Annotated in this window: 13 protein-coding genes; 3 read left to right on the top strand and 10 right to left on the bottom strand. The window is 36.3% G+C overall.

The features are described 5' to 3' along the window. The first annotated feature begins 142 nt into the window (after window positions 1-142). On the top strand, window positions 143-901 hold the full coding sequence (locus MHB74_RS05635) for a hypothetical protein (protein ID WP_061676546.1): 759 nt from the start codon (window positions 143-145) through the stop codon (window positions 899-901). Window positions 902-941: 40 nt separating this feature from the next. Here the strand turns inward: MHB74_RS05635 and MHB74_RS05630 are convergent, their stop codons facing one another. From MHB74_RS05630 to MHB74_RS05615, 4 genes are all read right to left on the bottom strand, one after another. Then, entirely contained in the window at window positions 942-3,923 is a 2,982-nt protein-coding gene (locus tag MHB74_RS05630; RefSeq protein ID WP_061676547.1) for a YhgE/Pip domain-containing protein, read from the bottom strand. A 215-nt stretch (window positions 3,924-4,138) separates the two neighbouring features. Continuing rightward, the gene (locus tag MHB74_RS05625; RefSeq protein WP_000963378.1) at window positions 4,139-4,711 is read right to left on the bottom strand and encodes a TetR/AcrR family transcriptional regulator; all 573 of its coding nucleotides are present in this window, start codon (window positions 4,709-4,711) and stop codon (window positions 4,139-4,141) included. Between the two features lie 272 nt (window positions 4,712-4,983). Next, a complete protein-coding gene (locus MHB74_RS05620) occupies window positions 4,984-6,933 on the bottom strand; it encodes a M56 family metallopeptidase (protein ID WP_061676548.1) in 1,950 nt (649 codons plus the stop codon). 2 nt (window positions 6,934-6,935) lie between these two features. Continuing rightward, window positions 6,936-7,337, bottom strand: coding sequence for a BlaI/MecI/CopY family transcriptional regulator (locus MHB74_RS05615; protein WP_044792665.1), 402 nt, complete (start codon window positions 7,335-7,337; stop codon window positions 6,936-6,938). A 230-nt stretch (window positions 7,338-7,567) separates the two neighbouring features. Between MHB74_RS05615 and MHB74_RS05610 the strand changes: the two genes are divergently transcribed. Further along, window positions 7,568-8,422 carry a hypothetical protein gene (locus MHB74_RS05610; protein WP_061676549.1) on the top strand — a complete coding sequence of 285 codons (855 nt, stop codon included), beginning with the start codon at window positions 7,568-7,570 and terminating at the stop codon, window positions 8,420-8,422. A 78-nt stretch (window positions 8,423-8,500) separates the two neighbouring features. On the opposite strand, the gene MHB74_RS05605 is transcribed toward MHB74_RS05610, so the two are convergent. Next, on the bottom strand, window positions 8,501-8,800 hold the full coding sequence (locus tag MHB74_RS05605) for a hypothetical protein (protein ID WP_061676550.1): 300 nt from the start codon (window positions 8,798-8,800) through the stop codon (window positions 8,501-8,503). 137 nt (window positions 8,801-8,937) lie between these two features. Beyond that, window positions 8,938-11,304 (bottom strand): DUF6359 domain-containing protein, encoded by a 2,367-nt coding sequence (locus MHB74_RS05600; protein WP_061676551.1) that lies wholly within the window; start codon window positions 11,302-11,304, stop codon window positions 8,938-8,940. Between the two features lie 241 nt (window positions 11,305-11,545). Between MHB74_RS05600 and MHB74_RS05595 the strand changes: the two genes are divergently transcribed. Next, window positions 11,546-12,898, top strand: a complete 1,353-nt coding sequence (locus MHB74_RS05595) for a DUF4026 domain-containing protein (RefSeq protein WP_061676552.1) — start codon at window positions 11,546-11,548, stop codon at window positions 12,896-12,898. A 39-nt stretch (window positions 12,899-12,937) separates the two neighbouring features. Here the strand turns inward: MHB74_RS05595 and hemY are convergent, their stop codons facing one another. The 4 genes from hemY to MHB74_RS05575 form a co-directional block, all read right to left on the bottom strand. Further along, window positions 12,938-14,359, bottom strand: coding sequence for a protoporphyrinogen oxidase (gene hemY / locus MHB74_RS05590; RefSeq protein ID WP_061676553.1), 1,422 nt, complete (start codon window positions 14,357-14,359; stop codon window positions 12,938-12,940). A 19-nt stretch (window positions 14,360-14,378) separates the two neighbouring features. Continuing rightward, window positions 14,379-15,314: a ferrochelatase gene (gene hemH / locus MHB74_RS05585; protein ID WP_061676554.1), complete on the bottom strand. Its 936-nt coding sequence runs from the start codon at window positions 15,312-15,314 to the stop codon at window positions 14,379-14,381. Between the two features lie 14 nt (window positions 15,315-15,328). Then, entirely contained in the window at window positions 15,329-16,375 is a 1,047-nt protein-coding gene (gene hemE, locus MHB74_RS05580) for a uroporphyrinogen decarboxylase (RefSeq protein ID WP_061676555.1), read from the bottom strand. A gap of 189 nt (window positions 16,376-16,564) precedes the next feature. Next, window positions 16,565-18,682 (bottom strand): transglycosylase domain-containing protein, encoded by a 2,118-nt coding sequence (locus MHB74_RS05575; RefSeq protein ID WP_061676556.1) that lies wholly within the window; start codon window positions 18,680-18,682, stop codon window positions 16,565-16,567. Window positions 18,683-18,706: the final 24 nt, after the last annotated feature.

Genomic DNA, 18,706 nt, shown 5'->3' with positions numbered 1-18,706 from the left:
ACTTTAAGTGCAGTTATACACCTTTCTTATACCTAAACTTCCTTTTCATTTTTACTACTCTCATCCACGCTTTCTTTAAACTGACTTACCACTTTTACATTTGCAACCTATTATTCAAATTAATAAATTAAAATGGTAAATTATGTTACAATTAACTTATACATACTTTGGAGGGTACATAGTGAAAAAAGCTATTATAGTATTAAGTATTCTATATCTTATTTTAACCGTACATACAGGAGCTGTTCTTTTAGGAAAAGAAGATTATAGAAGTGCTATCAATACATTAAAAGAAACGAAAGAAGTCTCTTCATTTCAATCTGCAAAAGACGGTGTGATTTTATTAAAAGGAGCATTAACTACTGCGCAACCTATTACAGAGGAAAAACTTCAAAATAAAGAATTCGCACTCCTTGAAATTAATACGTATAAACGACGAAAAACAAATTGGATAAACATTGATACAGAGCAACATATTGCAAAGCAGCTCTTACTAAACAATGAGGTTCTTCCTGCATTAAAAGAAATCCGTTTTTCGATGGAACCAATTACACTGTCAGGAAAAGATATTTCCATTGAAGATTACTCACTAAAAAAGGATGATACTCAATTAACAATTAAAAGTAAAGGATACCGATATACGGGAATAGAAAACAAATCAGACACTCTTATTTTTGGCATAAAAAAGGGGGATACCCTTGAAGGGTATAGTGGTTCTGAAATTCTAATAGGAAAAACAAAAGAGGACATTGCTAGTAATATGAAACTATATACTTTTGCTGAAAAATATGGTCCATTTGTGTGGATTGTAGCTACAATTATTCTTATAAGTATTGTTATATACTTGTTCCGTAAAAACAGAAAAACAAATGAACTTTCTCAACCAATAAAACAAAACTAATAAAAAAAGCACCATTTCGGTGCTTTTTTATGTTCCTTATTTATGCTTCAACTGATTGATTTTCAGCAATATTTCTAAATTGTCGTTTGTGCATCCAAGTTAAGGATGCAATTGTTCCAAGTGATAACACAACGATGAAAATCATGAGTACTCCTATGTTTTGCCACATGAAGTTAAAGTCTCCGCTTGATACGACTGCTTTCAATCCGGATACAGAATATGTCATCGGCAACCAAGCATTGAATGGCTGTAAAAACTTCGGAATCAATTCTAATGGGAATGTTCCAGCACTTGTTGTAAGCTGAATAATTAATGTGATGATGGCGATGAAACGCCCCGCATCACCAAATGCTGTTACTAAACATTGAATTAATGCGATAAACGCTAAACTTGTAACGATGCTAAAGAGTATGAAATACGGAATACTTTGTACTTCTACACCTAATCCGAATAGCAATATAACATCTGCTACTATTGCTTGAATAATACCGACTGATAATAACACGCCGAACTTACTAATAAACCAGCTAAATCCTGATTTCGGAACGCCAACTGTATCACGTAATGGATAAACAATAGATAATAGTAATGCCCCAACAAATAAACCGAGTGATAAGAAGTACGGTGTAAATCCAGTTCCGTAGTTAGGAACTTCCGCCATTTTCTCCGTCTTCACTTTTACAGGACTTGCAAACATATCGTACGTTTTATCGGTTCCTTTTACTTCACCAGTTTTTTCTGCTCCTTCGCCAAGTTTCTCAGCAAGTTCCCCTGAACCATCGTTTACTTTTACGAGGCCATCTGTTACTTTTCCAGAGCCGTCTGCTAGTTTATTTACGCCGTCGATTAGCTGGGTTGAGCCTGTTGACATTTTATTTAGACCACCATTTAGAGTACCTAAGCCAGTTGTTACTTGATTAGATCCATCTGCTAATTGATTTACTCCACCTGCCATTTGGTTTGCTCCTACAGATAATGATCCTAAACCACCTGTTACTTGGCTTGAACCTTCTGCTAATTGATTTACTCCACCTGCCATTTGGCTTGCGCCTGTAGATAATGTGCCTAAACCACCTGTTACTTGGCTTGAACCTTCTGCTAATTGATTTATTCCACCGGTCATTTGACTTGCACCTACAGATAATGTGCCTAAACCACCTGTTACTTGATTTGAACCGTCCGCTAATTGATTTATTCCACCTGCCATTTGGTTTGCTCCTACAGATAATGCGCCTAATCCGTCTGTTACCTTCCCAGATCCATCTACTAATTGATTTGCACCATCAATCAATTGGCCGGATCCGTTTTTCAATTTATCAGTACCTAATTTTACCTTACCTAAACCTTCACCAAACCCATGAAAATTACTAACAAATTCATTTTGTGCGTTCGTTAGTTTCTTAATACCATCCGTTAGAGCTTTAAACCCTTCTGGATTCGGTAGTTTGTTATGCATTCCATTTGTTGATTCATGTATTTCGCCTTTTAATTGTTTCACTTCGTCGTTTAACTTATTTGTTCCACCTGCTACGCCGGTAGCTTTTTGCTGAACTGCCGCTGTACTTTTTACCACATTTGTTATAAATGGTTGCAACTGTTCTTGATATTCTTTTGGCAAGTTCTCAATTTGTTTTTGCAAACTCGCTACATCTTGCGCTGCAGTTTTTGCATCTCCTGCTGTTGACTGCGTCATTTCATTTAATTGATTTACGCTTTCTCCAGCCCCATTTATTTTCTCATTTACTTTATTTAATGTAGACGGAACTTTTGACTGCATTTCCTCTAGTCCTGTAACAGCATTTTGTACGTTACTATTTAACTCCTGCAAACCCTTTTGAATCTCTTGAGACCCTTTCTCTAATCTACTTTGTCCTCCAACAAGTTCTCCCATACCATTTGATAAATCGGTTGTTCCTGTTTTTAATTCATCCGATTTACTTACTAATTTGTTCAAACCATCGGTCACTTTCTCAGATCCATCACGTAATTCGCTAATTCCTTTTTGCATTTCATTTGTTTTGCTATTTAATGTATTTAAACCCGCTGTCACCTTTCCAGATCCATCTTGTAATTTCCCTATACCATTCTGCATTTCACCTGTTTTACTATTTAATGTATTTAAACCCACTGTCACTTTCCCTGATCCATCAAATAGTTTCTCTACACCAACTTGCATCTCACTTGTTTTGTCATTTAACGTATTTAAACCCGCTGTTACTTTCTGAGATCCATCTTGTAATTTCCCTACACCATTCTGCATTTCACCTGTTTTGCTATTTAGCGTATTTAAACCGTTTGTTACTTTGCCTGATCCATCTACTAATTTATTAGATCCATCTGCTAATTTCCCAACTCCATCCTTCATCTCTCCAGACTTCCCTTGAAGTGTATGAAGGCCATCCGTCACTTTACTTGAACCATCACGTAGCTCACTTGATCCGTCGTGTAGTTTATTTGCTCCTTCCGCCCCATCTGCTAATCCTTTTGAGACGTCTTGAATGGAATCAAACATTTTCTCTGCATATGTTTTCGTTAACGTACTTGATACTTCACCTTTAATTTTTTCAATGGCTGTTCCGCCAATTTGTGAAGATAAGAAGTTTAAGCTTTCGTTTGGAATATATTCTAAGTTTAATGGTTTTGGATCATCTTTTAATAACGTTGTAGCGTTACTTGAGAAGTCATCTGGAATGCGTACTAACATGTAATACTTTCTACCTTCCATTCCTTTTTTCGCTTCTTTTTCACTTACAAATTCCCATTTGAAACTTGTATTATCTTTTAAGTTATCAACGAGCCCTTTGCCGACCTCAATTGGTTTCCCATCAAATACTGCACCTTTATCTAAATTGACTACCGCCACTGGCAAATCATCTAACTGTTTATATGGATCCCAAAAGGCCCATAAAAACATACCTGCATATAAAATTGGTACGAATAAAACCGCGATAATTGGAATTAATATTTTTTTACTTTTTATAATTTCAGTAAACTCTTTACGAAGTAACTGATTCCATTTCATCATTTCTCCCCCTTTTCTGAATGACCGAATTGTTCATTCGGTCATTTTCTCCCGAATAAAAAGGCTATACCTATTCATACATATGCCTTATCCCCGAATTTATACTATGCAACTGTTCCTTCATATGAAGTGAATATTTCTATTATCCCTCCCTAAAATAAATGTATGACCAATTCGTTCAAATGGTCACTTTTTATAATAATAAAAGGATTATCTTAGTTTGACAATCCTTTTAATAAATAAAGTTCAAATAATTCTGCAATTTTTTCTTTTTCTAGCGGTTCATGATTTTTTTCCCAATCAAAAATAAGCGATACGTATAAGCGAAGCATAATAAATGCTGTAATTTCTGGATCACATTTGCTAATCTCACCTTTTTCAATCGCAATCTTTAAATACGATTGAATGACAGAAACGATTTCCACATCTACTTGTTGCATCACTTCTTGTACTTCTTTCGTTCCCATATCGCGCTCTTCTTGAATTAACTTAATCATGAGCTGATGTTCTTTTCTGAATTCTAATATGCTATATAATGCTCTATGTACATTTTCAAAAAATGAAACATCTGAACGAATTGCATTTTCTGCAACTTGCTTCATTTCTGTAATTAAATTAGAAATAATTTCGCCAAATAGCTCTTCTTTATTTTTGAAAAAAGTATAAATCGTTCCTTTTCCTACATTCGCTAACTTCGCTACTTGATCCATCGTTGTTGCTTTATAACCGAACGCTGAAAAAGACTTTGTTGCAGCTTCAATAATAGAACGTTTTCGATCTATCGCCACATCGTCACCTCCAAAAATGACCAATTGGATAATATAGTCAATCAGTACATCTTTGATATTACCACACGCTTACATTCTATACAAGTTCTCTTTTTTATTATTTCCAGTATAAAAAATTCCAGTCAGTGTATATCATACTGTCCATAGTGTATCAAAAAGAATGCTTATATGGAAAGCAAGAATATATTCATAATAATTGCTGGCTAGATCCCACTAGAAATTCAATAAAATAGACAGTGTTCTTAAAACAAAAGTTTTAAGAACACTGTCTTTTATTTTGACATAGAAAGTAATATTTTCTCCATCTCTTTCTTAGTTAGATCATCATCAATTATCTCTTCGTATATCTTTGTATCTCTTGTAAAAATATCATTTACTATGACAATTTGATAATCACTATTCTTACCTTGTGCTGGTACAAACATTTTGAGTCCTTTTAACTTACTCTCTCCTTGAGAATATTTATTATAGACCATTTCTTTCCCGTCTAAACTATAACTTTCTAGATTCTCGTCTCCAGGCATCATGTAGTGTAGTGGATCCTTGCCACCATTAACATTACCATCCATATACATCCTTGACTGGTAAATTGTAAAACCATATTTTCCTTTTGTATATTCTGATTTAATAACTAATTCTACATCTCTTCCAAAATATGAATCAGCCCATTCTCTCTTTAATTCATAACCTTCAGGTATATAAGTTGGCTTCTTAATTTGATACGGTACATGTTCTTTTGCTTCTTCCATAGTATATGTTAAAGACTTCTGCAATTTATCATCAAAAGGTTTTAATTTCTTCTGAATACTAGCTAGTCTTTCTTGATCAGGTTTATTCAAGCGTTTAAGATTCATTTCCTTTGTATCTCCATCATAATTCTCAGGCACATTTTTCTTAACCATTGCTTTTTTCTGAATTTCCCTAGCCTCTTTAAATAATTGGACATATTGTTCAAATTCTTTTTTTGTAAAATTCTTTTCTGCCAAATACAAAAAATCTGTATCTCTTTTATATGACTTTATCGACATACCCCATTCTCTACTTGCATTCTCTGGTGTACCATATACTGTTTCTATCGCTTTTTCAAATGCCGCTTTAGATTGCTTGTTTTCTACAACCTTTTCCTTCTGTCTTTCATCTCCCTCGGTTATCCTTGCATTCAATAAGAATCCCCCTGCTATAACTGCTATAGCAATAACGCCAAGTAAAGACAGACGATACGATTTCTTTTGGAACTTTTTAATCATAACGATTCTCCTTTTTAGTGTTCGTTTATTTCTGCTTAAATTTGCTAGGCTTGGTACTTGATAGGAATAGTGTTCTAAAAGGGTAATAATTGTATGACCGTATGCAATTTGCTCCTCTTTATCTATAAACGTAAGCGCATATGCATCGCAGGCTAATTCTTGATCTTCTCTCATACAGAAATAGGCGTACCAAAGAATTGGATTGAACCAATTTAATAAGATTAAACTGTACATAATCCAATTTACAGCTACATCGCTTCTTTTAATATGAGCTAACTCATGGTAAAAGACATATTGTAATTGTTGCTCATTTAATGCTTTCATATGTTTTTTTGATAGTAATACTTTCGGGCGGAAGAAACTAAACACAGTTGGACTCGCAATCTTTCCTGCAAGGCGTAATGAAACTGCCTTCTTCATTTTCATAGACTGCTTACAGCGATTAAACGCTGTAACGACCTGTTCATCCGTAATATCTGGTTGTTTCTTTATGTAAGAATATAAACGTCTATTTGTAATAAACGTGATGACTGCTAATACGATTACTCCAGCTAACCAAACATATAGAGCAATTTTGTATAAAGAAAGTGTAGTCTGTTGTTCCGCACTCACGTTTACTTCAGGTTCACTATTCTTTATCACAGTTTCAGAATTTGTTTCTAATTCCACTGTCTGTTTCATCTCGTTATTCACTGTATTCTCAGGTGAAGATGTATTTTTTTGAATCACTTCCGACACACTAGAACTATACGAAAGGAGTGAATAAATGCTATAGGAACTATCCGGTGACCATGGTAAAAGGAGTCGTATCATTAGTACGATCCACAGCATATATTGCCACCGGGGCGTTAACTTATTTCTAAATAGCACTTTTATACATAAAATAAATCCAACTAATATACTGGCCATAAGTGACGTTTCTATAAGCCAATCAAATAAATGAGGAAGGTATACATTTATAAGCATGTCTATCATCGTTATCTATCCTTCCTCTTATTCTCCTCTGTCTTTTCATCTAAAATGCGTTTCAGTTCATTAATATCATCTGAAGACAATTTTTCCTCTTTTAAGAAATTAACAAGTAATGGCTTGAACGCTGCGCCGCAAAAACGCTTTAGCAAAGATTTCGTTTCAACTTGTAAATAATTATCTTGTGATACTAACGGATAATAAGCATACATACGCCCTTTATCTTGATGGTAAGAAACGGCTTCCTTTTGTACTAACCGATTAATTAATGTGCGAATTGTTTTCGGTTTCCAGTCCATTGCATCTTCTAGTTCTTCTATAATTTCATTCGCTGTTTGTGGAGAATTAGACCAAAGTACTTTCATAATTTCTAATTCAGCTTCAGATATTTTAGGTAATTGATTTGTCATAATATATTTCACTCCTTCGTATTACATTTGTAATCTACAATTAAGATTACAAATGTAATACTTAATTGTCAACCATATTTTAGAAAATACAATTTCTGTTAAACCTTACTTAACGACAACGAATTCCCCTTTTTTCAAATAATCAAATAAAAAAAACAAGAAAATCTTTACATTTAATAGTAATATAGAAAATAGACAAGTTTATCAAAATAGTGGAGGCTTTTTCAGTCATGATGCGTGCGCTTCGTTTAAATATAAAGCAAGCTTTTTGTAGTCGTATTTCTTTAATTATGATGTTTAGTGGATTCGTTCTTATTTGTATTTATCACTATTACTATGTCATTCGTTATTTAGGAGACGCAGCGAATGGTCCTATATCAACAGATATAAAATGGATTGGATTTCGCGATAATGAAATGGATGTTTATTTACTATTAATGCCAGTTATTGCGAGTTTCCCCTTTAGTACAAGCTACAATTCAGATAAATCAGATGGTTTTAAACCGTTCGTGAGTAAAGGGATTTCTATATTTCCTTATTCAGTAACGAAATATATCGTTACGTTTTTTTGCGGAGGATTTCTTTATACACTTCCATTCGTCTTATCGCTATTATTTTGCAAATTAACCATTCCAGACGGAGCACCTACGGCTGGTTCAGGTATCATAAATGATGATGGGATGTTCGCAAACCTATATTTAGATGCACCTCTCGCTTACATTACTGTATATATCGGAATTAATTTTTTATTTGCAGGTTTAATGGCCCTTTTAGGACTGGCTGCATCTGTATGGTCACAAAAAGACTATATGGCGATTCTCTTTCCATTTGCAGTTGCCTCCATTCCGTACGTCCTGCTAAATACAATATTCCCTACAATAGGCGGAGCACCTTTTCATTTATATGACCCAAAGCAACCATTACAAGGCATGTCACCGTACATTTTAACGATGCAATGTACCTTCTTCCTTCTCGTTAGCTTATTCATGTATATACAAGGAGTAAAGCGGGATAGAAAAAAATATAGAAGAAGACTGCAAAAAAGAGATCGGTGTAGAAAAGCGTTTCAAGCAATTTCAGACTAATTCATTGAACGAATAAGAGCGTAATTCCCTAAGCTAGCTTAGAGAATTACGCTCTTATTATCATGTAACCATCCCCCTTTACGGTGTCCCTGCCAATCCCCATAAAATAACGAACAACGCAAAATAAATCGCTTTAATACCTACAACTGAACATAATAAAATAATTGCATATTTACTTAATTCTCTTCTTGCACCTATTAAAGTAAAAATGACTGCCAAACTAAATGTTATATAGGACGATGCTGTATGTATTAAGTTATACGTGATATCTAAATTTTGAGTAAGTCCTGTTACATCTGCTACAAATTGGAACATGACGATTATACTAAATAAAATCGCTAACTGATTCATTAATTTTCCATTTATTTGTGCTGGCATCGTTGCCCTCCTCACAAAGACTGAATGTTCAATTAATTTTATCACTAGATTACATAAAAAGGAATCACCTCTTTATACCATTCTATGACCCTACAAAAACAAAAAAGAACGCTTAGTTGCCTAAGCGTTCCCCTCATTTAAGAAGCTTTCTTCAAATCAATTTGAGCAAGTACTGGATCATGGTCACTTACACGTCCGTGCTCTTTCATAATGTTTGAGTTTAAGTGCACTGGGTCTACAATTGTGTGTGGTGCGATGTTGTTTGTTACTAAAATATGATCTAACACTTGTGCATTTCCTTCATGAATGTACGTGTAGCGGTTCTCTTTCGGCACTGTGTTTAACATATTTTTTAAGTTTGTTCCTTCTAGTGCTTTTAATGGTTTAGCAAACTCAAAATCGTTCATATCCCCTAACACAACAACTGGTGCATTCGTGTTCTTTTTCTGAATTCCTTGTACGAATTGATTTACTTCTTGCGCTAACTGAATTCGTTTTTCTTCACTCTTTAATACGAGCGGCTGCACTTTTCCAAATGGCGTTGCATCTCCTATTTTTGAGTTTAAGTGATTTGTAACGACAACAACGTTTTGTCCTTGGAACGTAAATTCTGCCGCAAGCGGTTTACGTGTACTTTCAAATAATGGGTTTTCGTCTCCAATACGAACAACATTTTTATCAAGTAACTTCGGTACTGCTGCTAATTTCACGCGTGATGGGTTGTAGAAGAAACCGACGCGAATATTCGCTCCTGGTGCTCCTCCGTCTAGATTATTATGCGGAGCAATTTCTACATACTCATACTTTGGCCCGCGAATTTCTAGAACTGCATCAATGATACGTTTTGCGCTTAATGAAGCCTCTGTTGTACCGTCATTAATTGATCCATTATTATCTTGCATTTCCTCTACACCGATAATATCTGGCATTTTTAAATTGTATTTAATAGAATACGCTAACGCTTTTACCTTTTCGTCTGTTGTTTCTTTTTTATTCGCCGAGAAGTTTTCAATGTTATATGTAGCAACTGTTAACTTATCAAGACGAGGCTGAATATTCGCCCCTACTTGCTTAAATCCACCGTCCACTACAGATGGTAATTCCGTTATTGGCGAAACGCGGAACGAACCGTAATCATATCCGACTACACCTGTTATATCTCCAGTGAAAGTATCTCCTACTTTTGCCACATAATCACGAGGTACTTTGACAGAAAGACGCTCTGGGTTTAATTGATTGTCATCTAATACAGGTGTGCCGTATTTTGTTACGACTTTATTTCCGCCATTTTCTACTGTTACATATAAATTTCCGTTTTTCTGAGGTGCAATAATTTTTGGCGTTGGCATCGTAACGCGCATACCTTCTATACTTTCATAAAAGTCGATTGCATCTTCATTTGGATCAAATAAACCGAATGCATCATTATCGATAATTTGATCTGGGATTTTCACACCGTTTTCTCCAAGTACAATCGGTGCTGGTAAAGGTTGATCTTTTGCAATTACAGCAACGCGGCTCGCCTTAATTTCCGTCGTCGTTAAATCTGTGTCAAACCTTTCTGCATATCCTGGACCAACATATTCTTCTACTTCTCCATCAACTTGAATTAGGTCCCCTACCGCTACATTCGCATCTTTTTTGTACACATAAATACCTTCTGAAGTAGCTGGATCATTATCCGGCTGATTATCTTCTATATAAAAACCATTTTTATCAAGCGTTGTTACAACGCCTTCCACATTGTATACTTTCTTCCCTTTGTAAGGAGAAATATGTGATTTTCCTTGAATATCATGAATACGTACTGGCTCATTATTTACGATAATAAATGAAAATGTTGAAATCGCTGAAGAAGTAAGCCCTTCTTTCTCTGCGATTGCTTTAATTACACTATTTTCATCCACTACAATTTGTCCGTTATAACGAACACCCTTATTTGTAGGATTAGAGCCATCTAACGTATAGTAGATTGTTGCTCCTTCTGTATTCGTTGTTAATGTTACCGCTGTTCCCTTCGCAACTTCTCCGCCACCTGGTGAAGCTACTACATCGCTAACACGGTTTTGTCCTTCCCCTTGAAACTTATGAGCTGTTACTGATTTTAAACCTGGACTACTAAAATATAATTCAAGCGTCCCTGTTAAACTAACTTTCTTCCCGATATTTTCAGGATGATCTTTCACATTTACTGCCGATCTCACATCGCCTTTTGGCAACTGAACAGGCATGATTTTGTCTGGATTCGTTTCATTTGGCGAATCCGCAATTGCTACGTTTGTATCATCAAACTTAGCCGGATCTTTCGTGTATTTAGAAGGACTTTGCGTATATCCGACAATATATCCTTCCACTATCCCCTTCGTTTTACCTTGCTGCTTAAATACTTGAATTGCTTTTTCTACTGACATAGAAGTCGTTTCTTCTGCTTGTACTAAAGTTCCAGTAAATGAAAGCAATAGTATAAATGATAAAAAGACACTTAACAATTTCTTCACAGCCATTTTCCTCTCTCTATTTCATATTTTTCCAACATGTCTATCATAACAAATGATTCGTTATATAGAACCATACTTCGACAAGTTTTACAAAAAATTTATTTAATTTACAAGCTTTCAAACTATAATACAAAATAATAATTTTACACCTTCTAAGAATGCACTCTATAATGTTAGAGAGAGAAAACAGAAAATATCGAAATTTTATTGGCATGTAAAATGGATTCATTTGAATAGGAGTGATTGGATGGAAGTGCAAACAGAAACATACCGCGCAGCTATGAATGGAACATTAGAACGTCATTTTTCAGATATGATTGCCGTTATACCAACTAGAATTACAATTGAGCAGTTAAAACAGCGGTTAGAAACGATCGCTACTAAAGTTGACGAATTGAAAATTGTTTATAGTGATGAGACAAGCATTATTGTTGAGTTGCATATGGATGAAACAATCATACCGTATGAACTGCATATTGATGAGGCAAATGACCCAGAAGAATATAAAATGTACAATAGACAAGATTCTACAATCGTAGATCGTCATTTTGAAGATGCTGCTTATGGTACTGAAATTTTCACTCGTACGCTATTTGTAGGCGATGTGCTGGACTGCTTTTTCCAGCAGTTACAGTTTTTATGGAACCTAGCTCCAGACTTGTTATTTGTAATCGATTCAAGTGCCGCAATGAAAGTGATATCTAGAAGCTATATTGAATATCACGTTGAAAATGAATTGTTGCCTGACATTCCTGATTTATACGTTATTCATTCTGTTTATGAAGACGGTAAAGACGGTGAGCCTACGCAATATTGGTTTCATACACATGGCCTTTTAAGAGCAGGCGTAACAGAAATAGAATTAATTATTCCAAATCGCATTTCTTCCTACTACGGTATTGGCGATCTTTTTCAAACGTTTGCTAATAACGCCGTTGAAAATGGACAAGTCCCTATGAATGAGCCTATCGTTATCGCGCATAGTCAGCAAGGTTCTATACATACAGTAGCTGTTCCATGGGAAAAAGGATTATCTTATATTGGGCATAAAACGAGTATGGATCAATTATCTTCAATTGAGGATGAAGAAGTAAAACTACAACCAATAGATGCGCAAAACGTATTTCTTGGCGGTATGGATGACCGAGATGAATACCATCAATCTCCATCCGTTCTCTTATTCAAATTTAATACTTCAGAAGAATATATTGAAAGCTTTTTCCAAGAACACGAGGAAGCTACAGGGCTCATGTTCTATAAAACAAATAGTGAAACCGATCGTATGGCTTACAATGCGAAGAATACTTTCGGGTATTTCAGTAACATTTTTCACATTGAACAATCGAATGAAGATTTTCGTTTCCTCGCTAAGTTTGGTGTCTCCTACGAAGAAGGAAAAAGTGAACATATGTGGTTTGAAATGCAAGAAATTACGGAAGATTTCATTCAAGGAATACTCATTAATGAACCATATTTTATAAAAGATATGAGTGAAGGAAATAGTTATCAGTTAGATTTTGATAACTTAACAGAGTGGATTATTTATGCAGGGGATGCTGTTATAAAGCCAAATAACTTATATATGTTTATTGGTGAATAAGTAACAAAACGCCTTCAATATAATTGAAGGCGTTTCACTTTATTGCGCGATTAATTCAGTATCCATTACTTTCTCCAAATGAGAGAGTACACGCTTTGCGGCTTTCTCACCTTGATCAATACAGTCCGGAAGACCAGAACCAGCGTAAGAACTACCTGCCAAGTATATACCTGGCAACTCTTTCTCCATAAATGTCGTGAGTTTCTTCATTCGCTCGTTATGACCTACTGTATATTGGGGCATTGCTTCTTTCCAGCGGCTTACGACTGTAAATTCTGGATCCTCTGTAATATCCATCGTCTTTCGCAAGTCTTCTAGTACGAGCTGAACGAGTTCCTCTTCTGTTTGTTCTACAACTGCTTCATCACCAGGTCGTCCAACGTAACAACGAAGAAGCGTTTTTCCTTCTGGCGTTGTATGTGGCCATTTTTTATGCGTCCACGTACATGCTGTAATGGTGTAATCGCTATTTCGTGATACGACAAATCCTGTACCATTAATATCGCGCTGGATTGCAGACTTTTGGAAAGCAAGTGCCACATTCGCAACGGATGTGGATGGAATATTACGGAAGAAACGAAACTGCTTGTACTGAGCAAACATGGACGGCAATACTTTATGCGAAGTTGCCACTACGATGGCGTCCGCTTCTATTTCTTTTCCGTTACTAAGAGTAATTGTATAACCATCACCCTGTTTTGCAACTTTTTCAATGCGAGTTCCCTTTATTATCGTACCTTCATGCATCTTTGCTTCGAGAGATTTTACGATAGATTCTAAACCTGTTTTCACTGTTTGGAACATTCCCTTTTTCGGTTCAGCTTTCTCTTCTTTCGGAGCGAGCGTACGCATACCGAGTGAAATACTGCGATGTTTCTGCTCAATCTGATACATTTGCGGGAATGTTGACATTAAGCTCATTTCATCAATATCCCCTGCATAAATACCCGATAGTAACGGTTCTATTAAGTTTTCAACCACTTCGTTTCCAAGACGATGTCTGAAAAATTGTCCGAGTGATTGGTCAGATACTGGCTTTGACCTCGGCATTAATAGATCAAAACCAGCTCTTAGTTTACCAATTGGGGAGAACAGCCCGGAAAATAGAAACGGCGTAATTTGCGTTGGAATTCCCATCATTGATCCATTCGGCATTTTATGTAACCGATTGTTTACGAGGATAAATGATTGACCGGCTTGATTATTTACAAGTTCATCGCCAAGACCTAATTCTTTCACTAATCTAGCTGCACTTTCTTTTCGTGCTAAGAAAGAATCCGGTCCGCGCTCAATTGTAAATCCATCTTTTCGAACGGTTTGAATTTTTCCGCCAAGTTTACCCGATGCTTCTATCAGTAATGTATCAATCGGCAAGTTTTTTTCATGAATATTTTTTTGTAAGTTATACATTGCTGTTAATCCAGTGATGCCTCCGCCGACGATCACAACTTTTTTCCTCAAGCAGGCTCCCCCTTTCTTCTTACATTACAGATTCTTTTTTCTTTAATACAACGTCTGTTAAAGAGTCAATAAATGCGTCCGATGCATTTGGCATTTCTGGACGATAATATTTCGCGCCAATTTCATCTGTTACAACTTTACACTCAAAGTCGTTGTCATATAGAACTTCTAAATGTTCCGCAACAAATCCAACTGGTGCGTATACGAATGAAGTATAACCGTACTTTTCATTTAATTCTCTCGTTAAATCTTGTACATCTGGACCAATCCAAGGATCTGGTGTGTTTCCTGCACTTTGCCAACCTACTGCATAGTTTGCTACTTCAGCACCTCTTGCAATATAGTCAGCTGTTTCATTTAATTGGTCTGGATATGGATCGCCCATTGCAATAATTTTTTCTGGTAAGCTATGTGCAGATATGATTAATACTGCTTTTTCACGCTCTGCTTCTGACATACCGTTATATATACCTTTCACTGCATCAACCCAGTACTGGATGAATTTCGGTTCTTTATACCAGCTATCAATGCCGTGAATTGTTAAGTTTCCAAGTTTCTCTGCTTCTTCTTGTGCTCGTCCTACATACGATTTCACGCTAAATGTAGAATAGTGCGGCGCAAGAACAAGTGCGATTGCATCTTGTATACCGTCGTTATGCATATCTTTCACTGCATCTTCAATGAACGGTTCGATATGTTTTAAGCCAAGATACATATGATACTCGACTTCATCTTGTACTTCATTTAAACGCTTCTCTAACTTTTTAGCTTGCTCTAATGTAATAGTAGCTAAAGGAGAAATACCACCAATTGCACGGTAACGCTCTGTTAAATCTTCTAGCATTTCAGGACTTGGCTTTCTTCCTCTACGAATATGTGTATAGTAACGTTCAATATCTTCTTCTTTATATGGCGTTCCGTATGCCATTACAAGCAAACCAATTTTCTTTTTCATACAGCAATTCTCCTTTACTTCGCTAACTGCCCTTTAGAGTATTCATGAATAAATGTAGTTAAACGTTTTAATGTATCTGGATTTACTTCCGGGAATACACCATGTCCTAAGTTAAAGATATAACCTGGCTGTTTCATCCCTTGATCTAAAATACCTTTTACATGTTCTTCAATTACAGACCATGGCGCAAGTAAGAATGAAGGATCCATATTACCTTGTACCGCCTTATGAACACCACGCGCGCGTGCCTCTTCGATCGGTAAGCGCCAATCTAAGCCTACTACATCAAGCGGTAAGTCGTGCCATTCATTTACTAAGTGTGCAGCTCCTACGCCGTGCATAATCATTGGAACACCCATCGTACGAACTTCTGCAAAAATACGCTCCATTGCTGGTTTAATAAATACGCGGTAATCTGCTACATTTACTGTTCCAACCCAAGAATCAAAAATTTGAACTGCTTTTGCTCCCGCGTTAATTTGCGCTTTTAAATATGTAATAACCATATCTGCTAGCTTATCCATTAAAGCGAACCAAGCTTTCGGCTCTGCATACATGAACGCTTTCGTATTATGATAATTACGAGATGGACCGCCCTCAATCATATAGCTCGCTAATGTAAATGGTGCTCCTGAAAAGCCGATTAACGGTACGTCTAGCATTTCTGTCGTTAATAAACGAATCGTATCTAATATGTACGGTACGTCATCTTCTGGACTGATTTCCCCTAATTTTTCTACGTCTTGTAAAGAACGGATTGGATTATCAATAACTGGGCCAATACCTGATTTAATTTCTACATCCACACCAATTGCAGGTAGTGGTGACATAATATCTTTATAAAGAATTGCTGCGTCTACGTTATATTGATCAACTGGCAACTTTGTAACGTAAGCACATAACTCTGGATTATGTGTAATTTCAAATAAAGAATACTTTTCTTTTATCTTTCTATATTCCGGCTGTGAACGACCTGCTTGACGCATATACCATGCTGGTACATAATCAGTACGTTCCCCCCTACATGCTTTTAAAAATGTCTCATTTATATTTCTTACCAAGACCCTTGCTCCCTTCCTTGCCAATGCTTTTGCTCTAAATACGTTCTATTCCGATATTTATCTTTTTTTACTATACAGCTTGTAAAAACAAAATGCATAATATTATGTACGTTGTTCATTAAATTGACACAAACATTCTTAAAAACGCTTACTATTTTCACAACATTCTTATTATAACACAGAGAAAAACTATGGTTTAGCTACTTTTGACTTTTCTCCTTCGCGATTCGTTTGTGTGTTATATGGCACAACGTAAAAACTCGGTTTTGAAAAGATGTTCACGAACTTTTCTTCATATTCCCCGGCACCATTTACAGTTGCTACATGCGTATGGACTCCGTTTTCTACTCTATAAATACGATACATAATTCTATCATCTGGAAGTGGTGTCCAGCTTAATTTCGCTTTAAATAAACCGAAAGGGCTAAAAGCTAATTTCATTTTCACATCTTCAATTTTGCGCAGCCGAATTGGAGCACCGATTGTTTCCACACCTTCTGGTTTCATAAACTGCTCTTTCTGTTCTACATTTGCCTTCGTTAAAATTTTCTTAAACAATTTCGTTGCTGACGCACTTTCTCCTTGCAACTGATGCTCTTTATCCGTACGGTCATAACCAATCCAAACAGCGCCTACTAAATTTGGTGTATAGCCAACGAACCACATATCTCTCGCTCCATTATCGTCATTTGGTAAGGAAGTTGTGCCTGTTTTCCCAGCTAACGCCCCGGTATATACACCGGCTTTCGCTGTCCCTTCCTTCACAACTCCTTCAAGCATTTTCGTCATATACCATGCCGTTTGTTTTGAGAAAATTTTCGTTTCCACTTTTGGTGATTCTCCAATAACTGCGCCGTGTCTATTGAACACTTTATCAATCACGTGCGGCTCAATAATAGCGCCATTTGCTAAAAACGCACGATACATTTTCACAAGTTCAAATGTTGAAACACCGTTTTTCAATCCGCCAAGCGCTGTACTTAACCCAGTATCAGCAATATGAACATTACCTTTCTCTAAATATTGCTTTCCTTCTTCTACCCCTAATTCATTTAATAAAGAAACTGCTGGTACATTTGCTGACTCTAAAATCGCATCGTACATCGTCATTTCTTTCGAATACGCATGGTTGTAATTTCGAGGTTCATAGCCTTCAAATGAATTTCTTTCATTCGTTAATAAAGAATACGGATTATACTTTTTCGTTTCAAGTGCTGGTGCATAGACAATAAGTGGTTTAAGCACAGAACCTGGCTGTCTTTTTGCGAAAACACGATTAAAACCTCTCGGGACGTACTTTCTTCCGCCAATCGCCGCTTTAATTCCGCCCGTACGATTATCCATTAATAAAAAAGCACCTTGCGCCCCCTCTTCTTTACCAGGGAAATTCCGTGCATCTTGAAACTGGTTATACGCTACCTTTTGAATCTTTTCATCCATCGGAACGACAAACGTATATCCTCCGCGGAGTACTTCTTGATGAGACAATCCATATAAACGAGCTGCTTCATCTATAACCATATCAATATACGGCATATATGCGAGCTCATTCTCATCTAAGTTTTTATATAGCGCAATCGTCTTCCCTTGATAACGTACACTTTCTTCGGCAGTCAAATAGCCTTGTTTATGCATAAGTGACAATACGAGATCGCGGCGCTCCTTACTTTTCTCTGGAGAGAAATACGGTGAATATCCGTTTGGCGACTTCGGAAGACCTGCAAGCATTGCGCCCTCTTCTACTGTTAAATCTTCTACATTTTTATTAAAATACAACTTTGCTGCAGCTTGAATACCGTAAGCCCCATGACCAAAATAAATATGATTCATATACATTTCAAGAATTTGTTGCTTCGTATATTTTTGCTCTAATTGAAGAGAAATTGCGACTTCCTTCAACTTGCGCGTAACTGTTTTTTCACGAGTTAAAAAAACGTTTTTAGCAAGTTGCTGCGTAATCGTACTACCGCCTTCAACCTTATCTCCAGCTAACGTATCTTTATAAAGAGCACGGAATATAGACGGGTAATCAATTCCTTGATGTTCATAAAAACGAGAATCCTCTACCGCAACAAACGCCTGCTGGACATGCTTTGGAATTTGCTCGACTGGTACGAGGTCTCTATTTTCTACATATAATTTCGTAATTTCTTTCCCTTTCTGGTCAACGATACGTGATGAAGAATGGAAAACGAGCTGCTTTTCATCCATCATATAGCCACCAGCTAACACAATAAGTTTATAAAGTACAATCGCTAATACAAGCGTTGCTAATCCACCTAATAAAGTCCACTTTACTTTCTTCATACATCGGCCTTCTTTCCAAATGAT

Source organism: Bacillus sp. FSL K6-0069 (genome assembly GCF_038007785.1).
Lineage (GTDB): Bacteria > Bacillota > Bacilli > Bacillales > Bacillaceae_G > Bacillus_A > Bacillus_A mobilis.
This window is presented reverse-complemented; position numbering and strand designations above follow the sequence as displayed.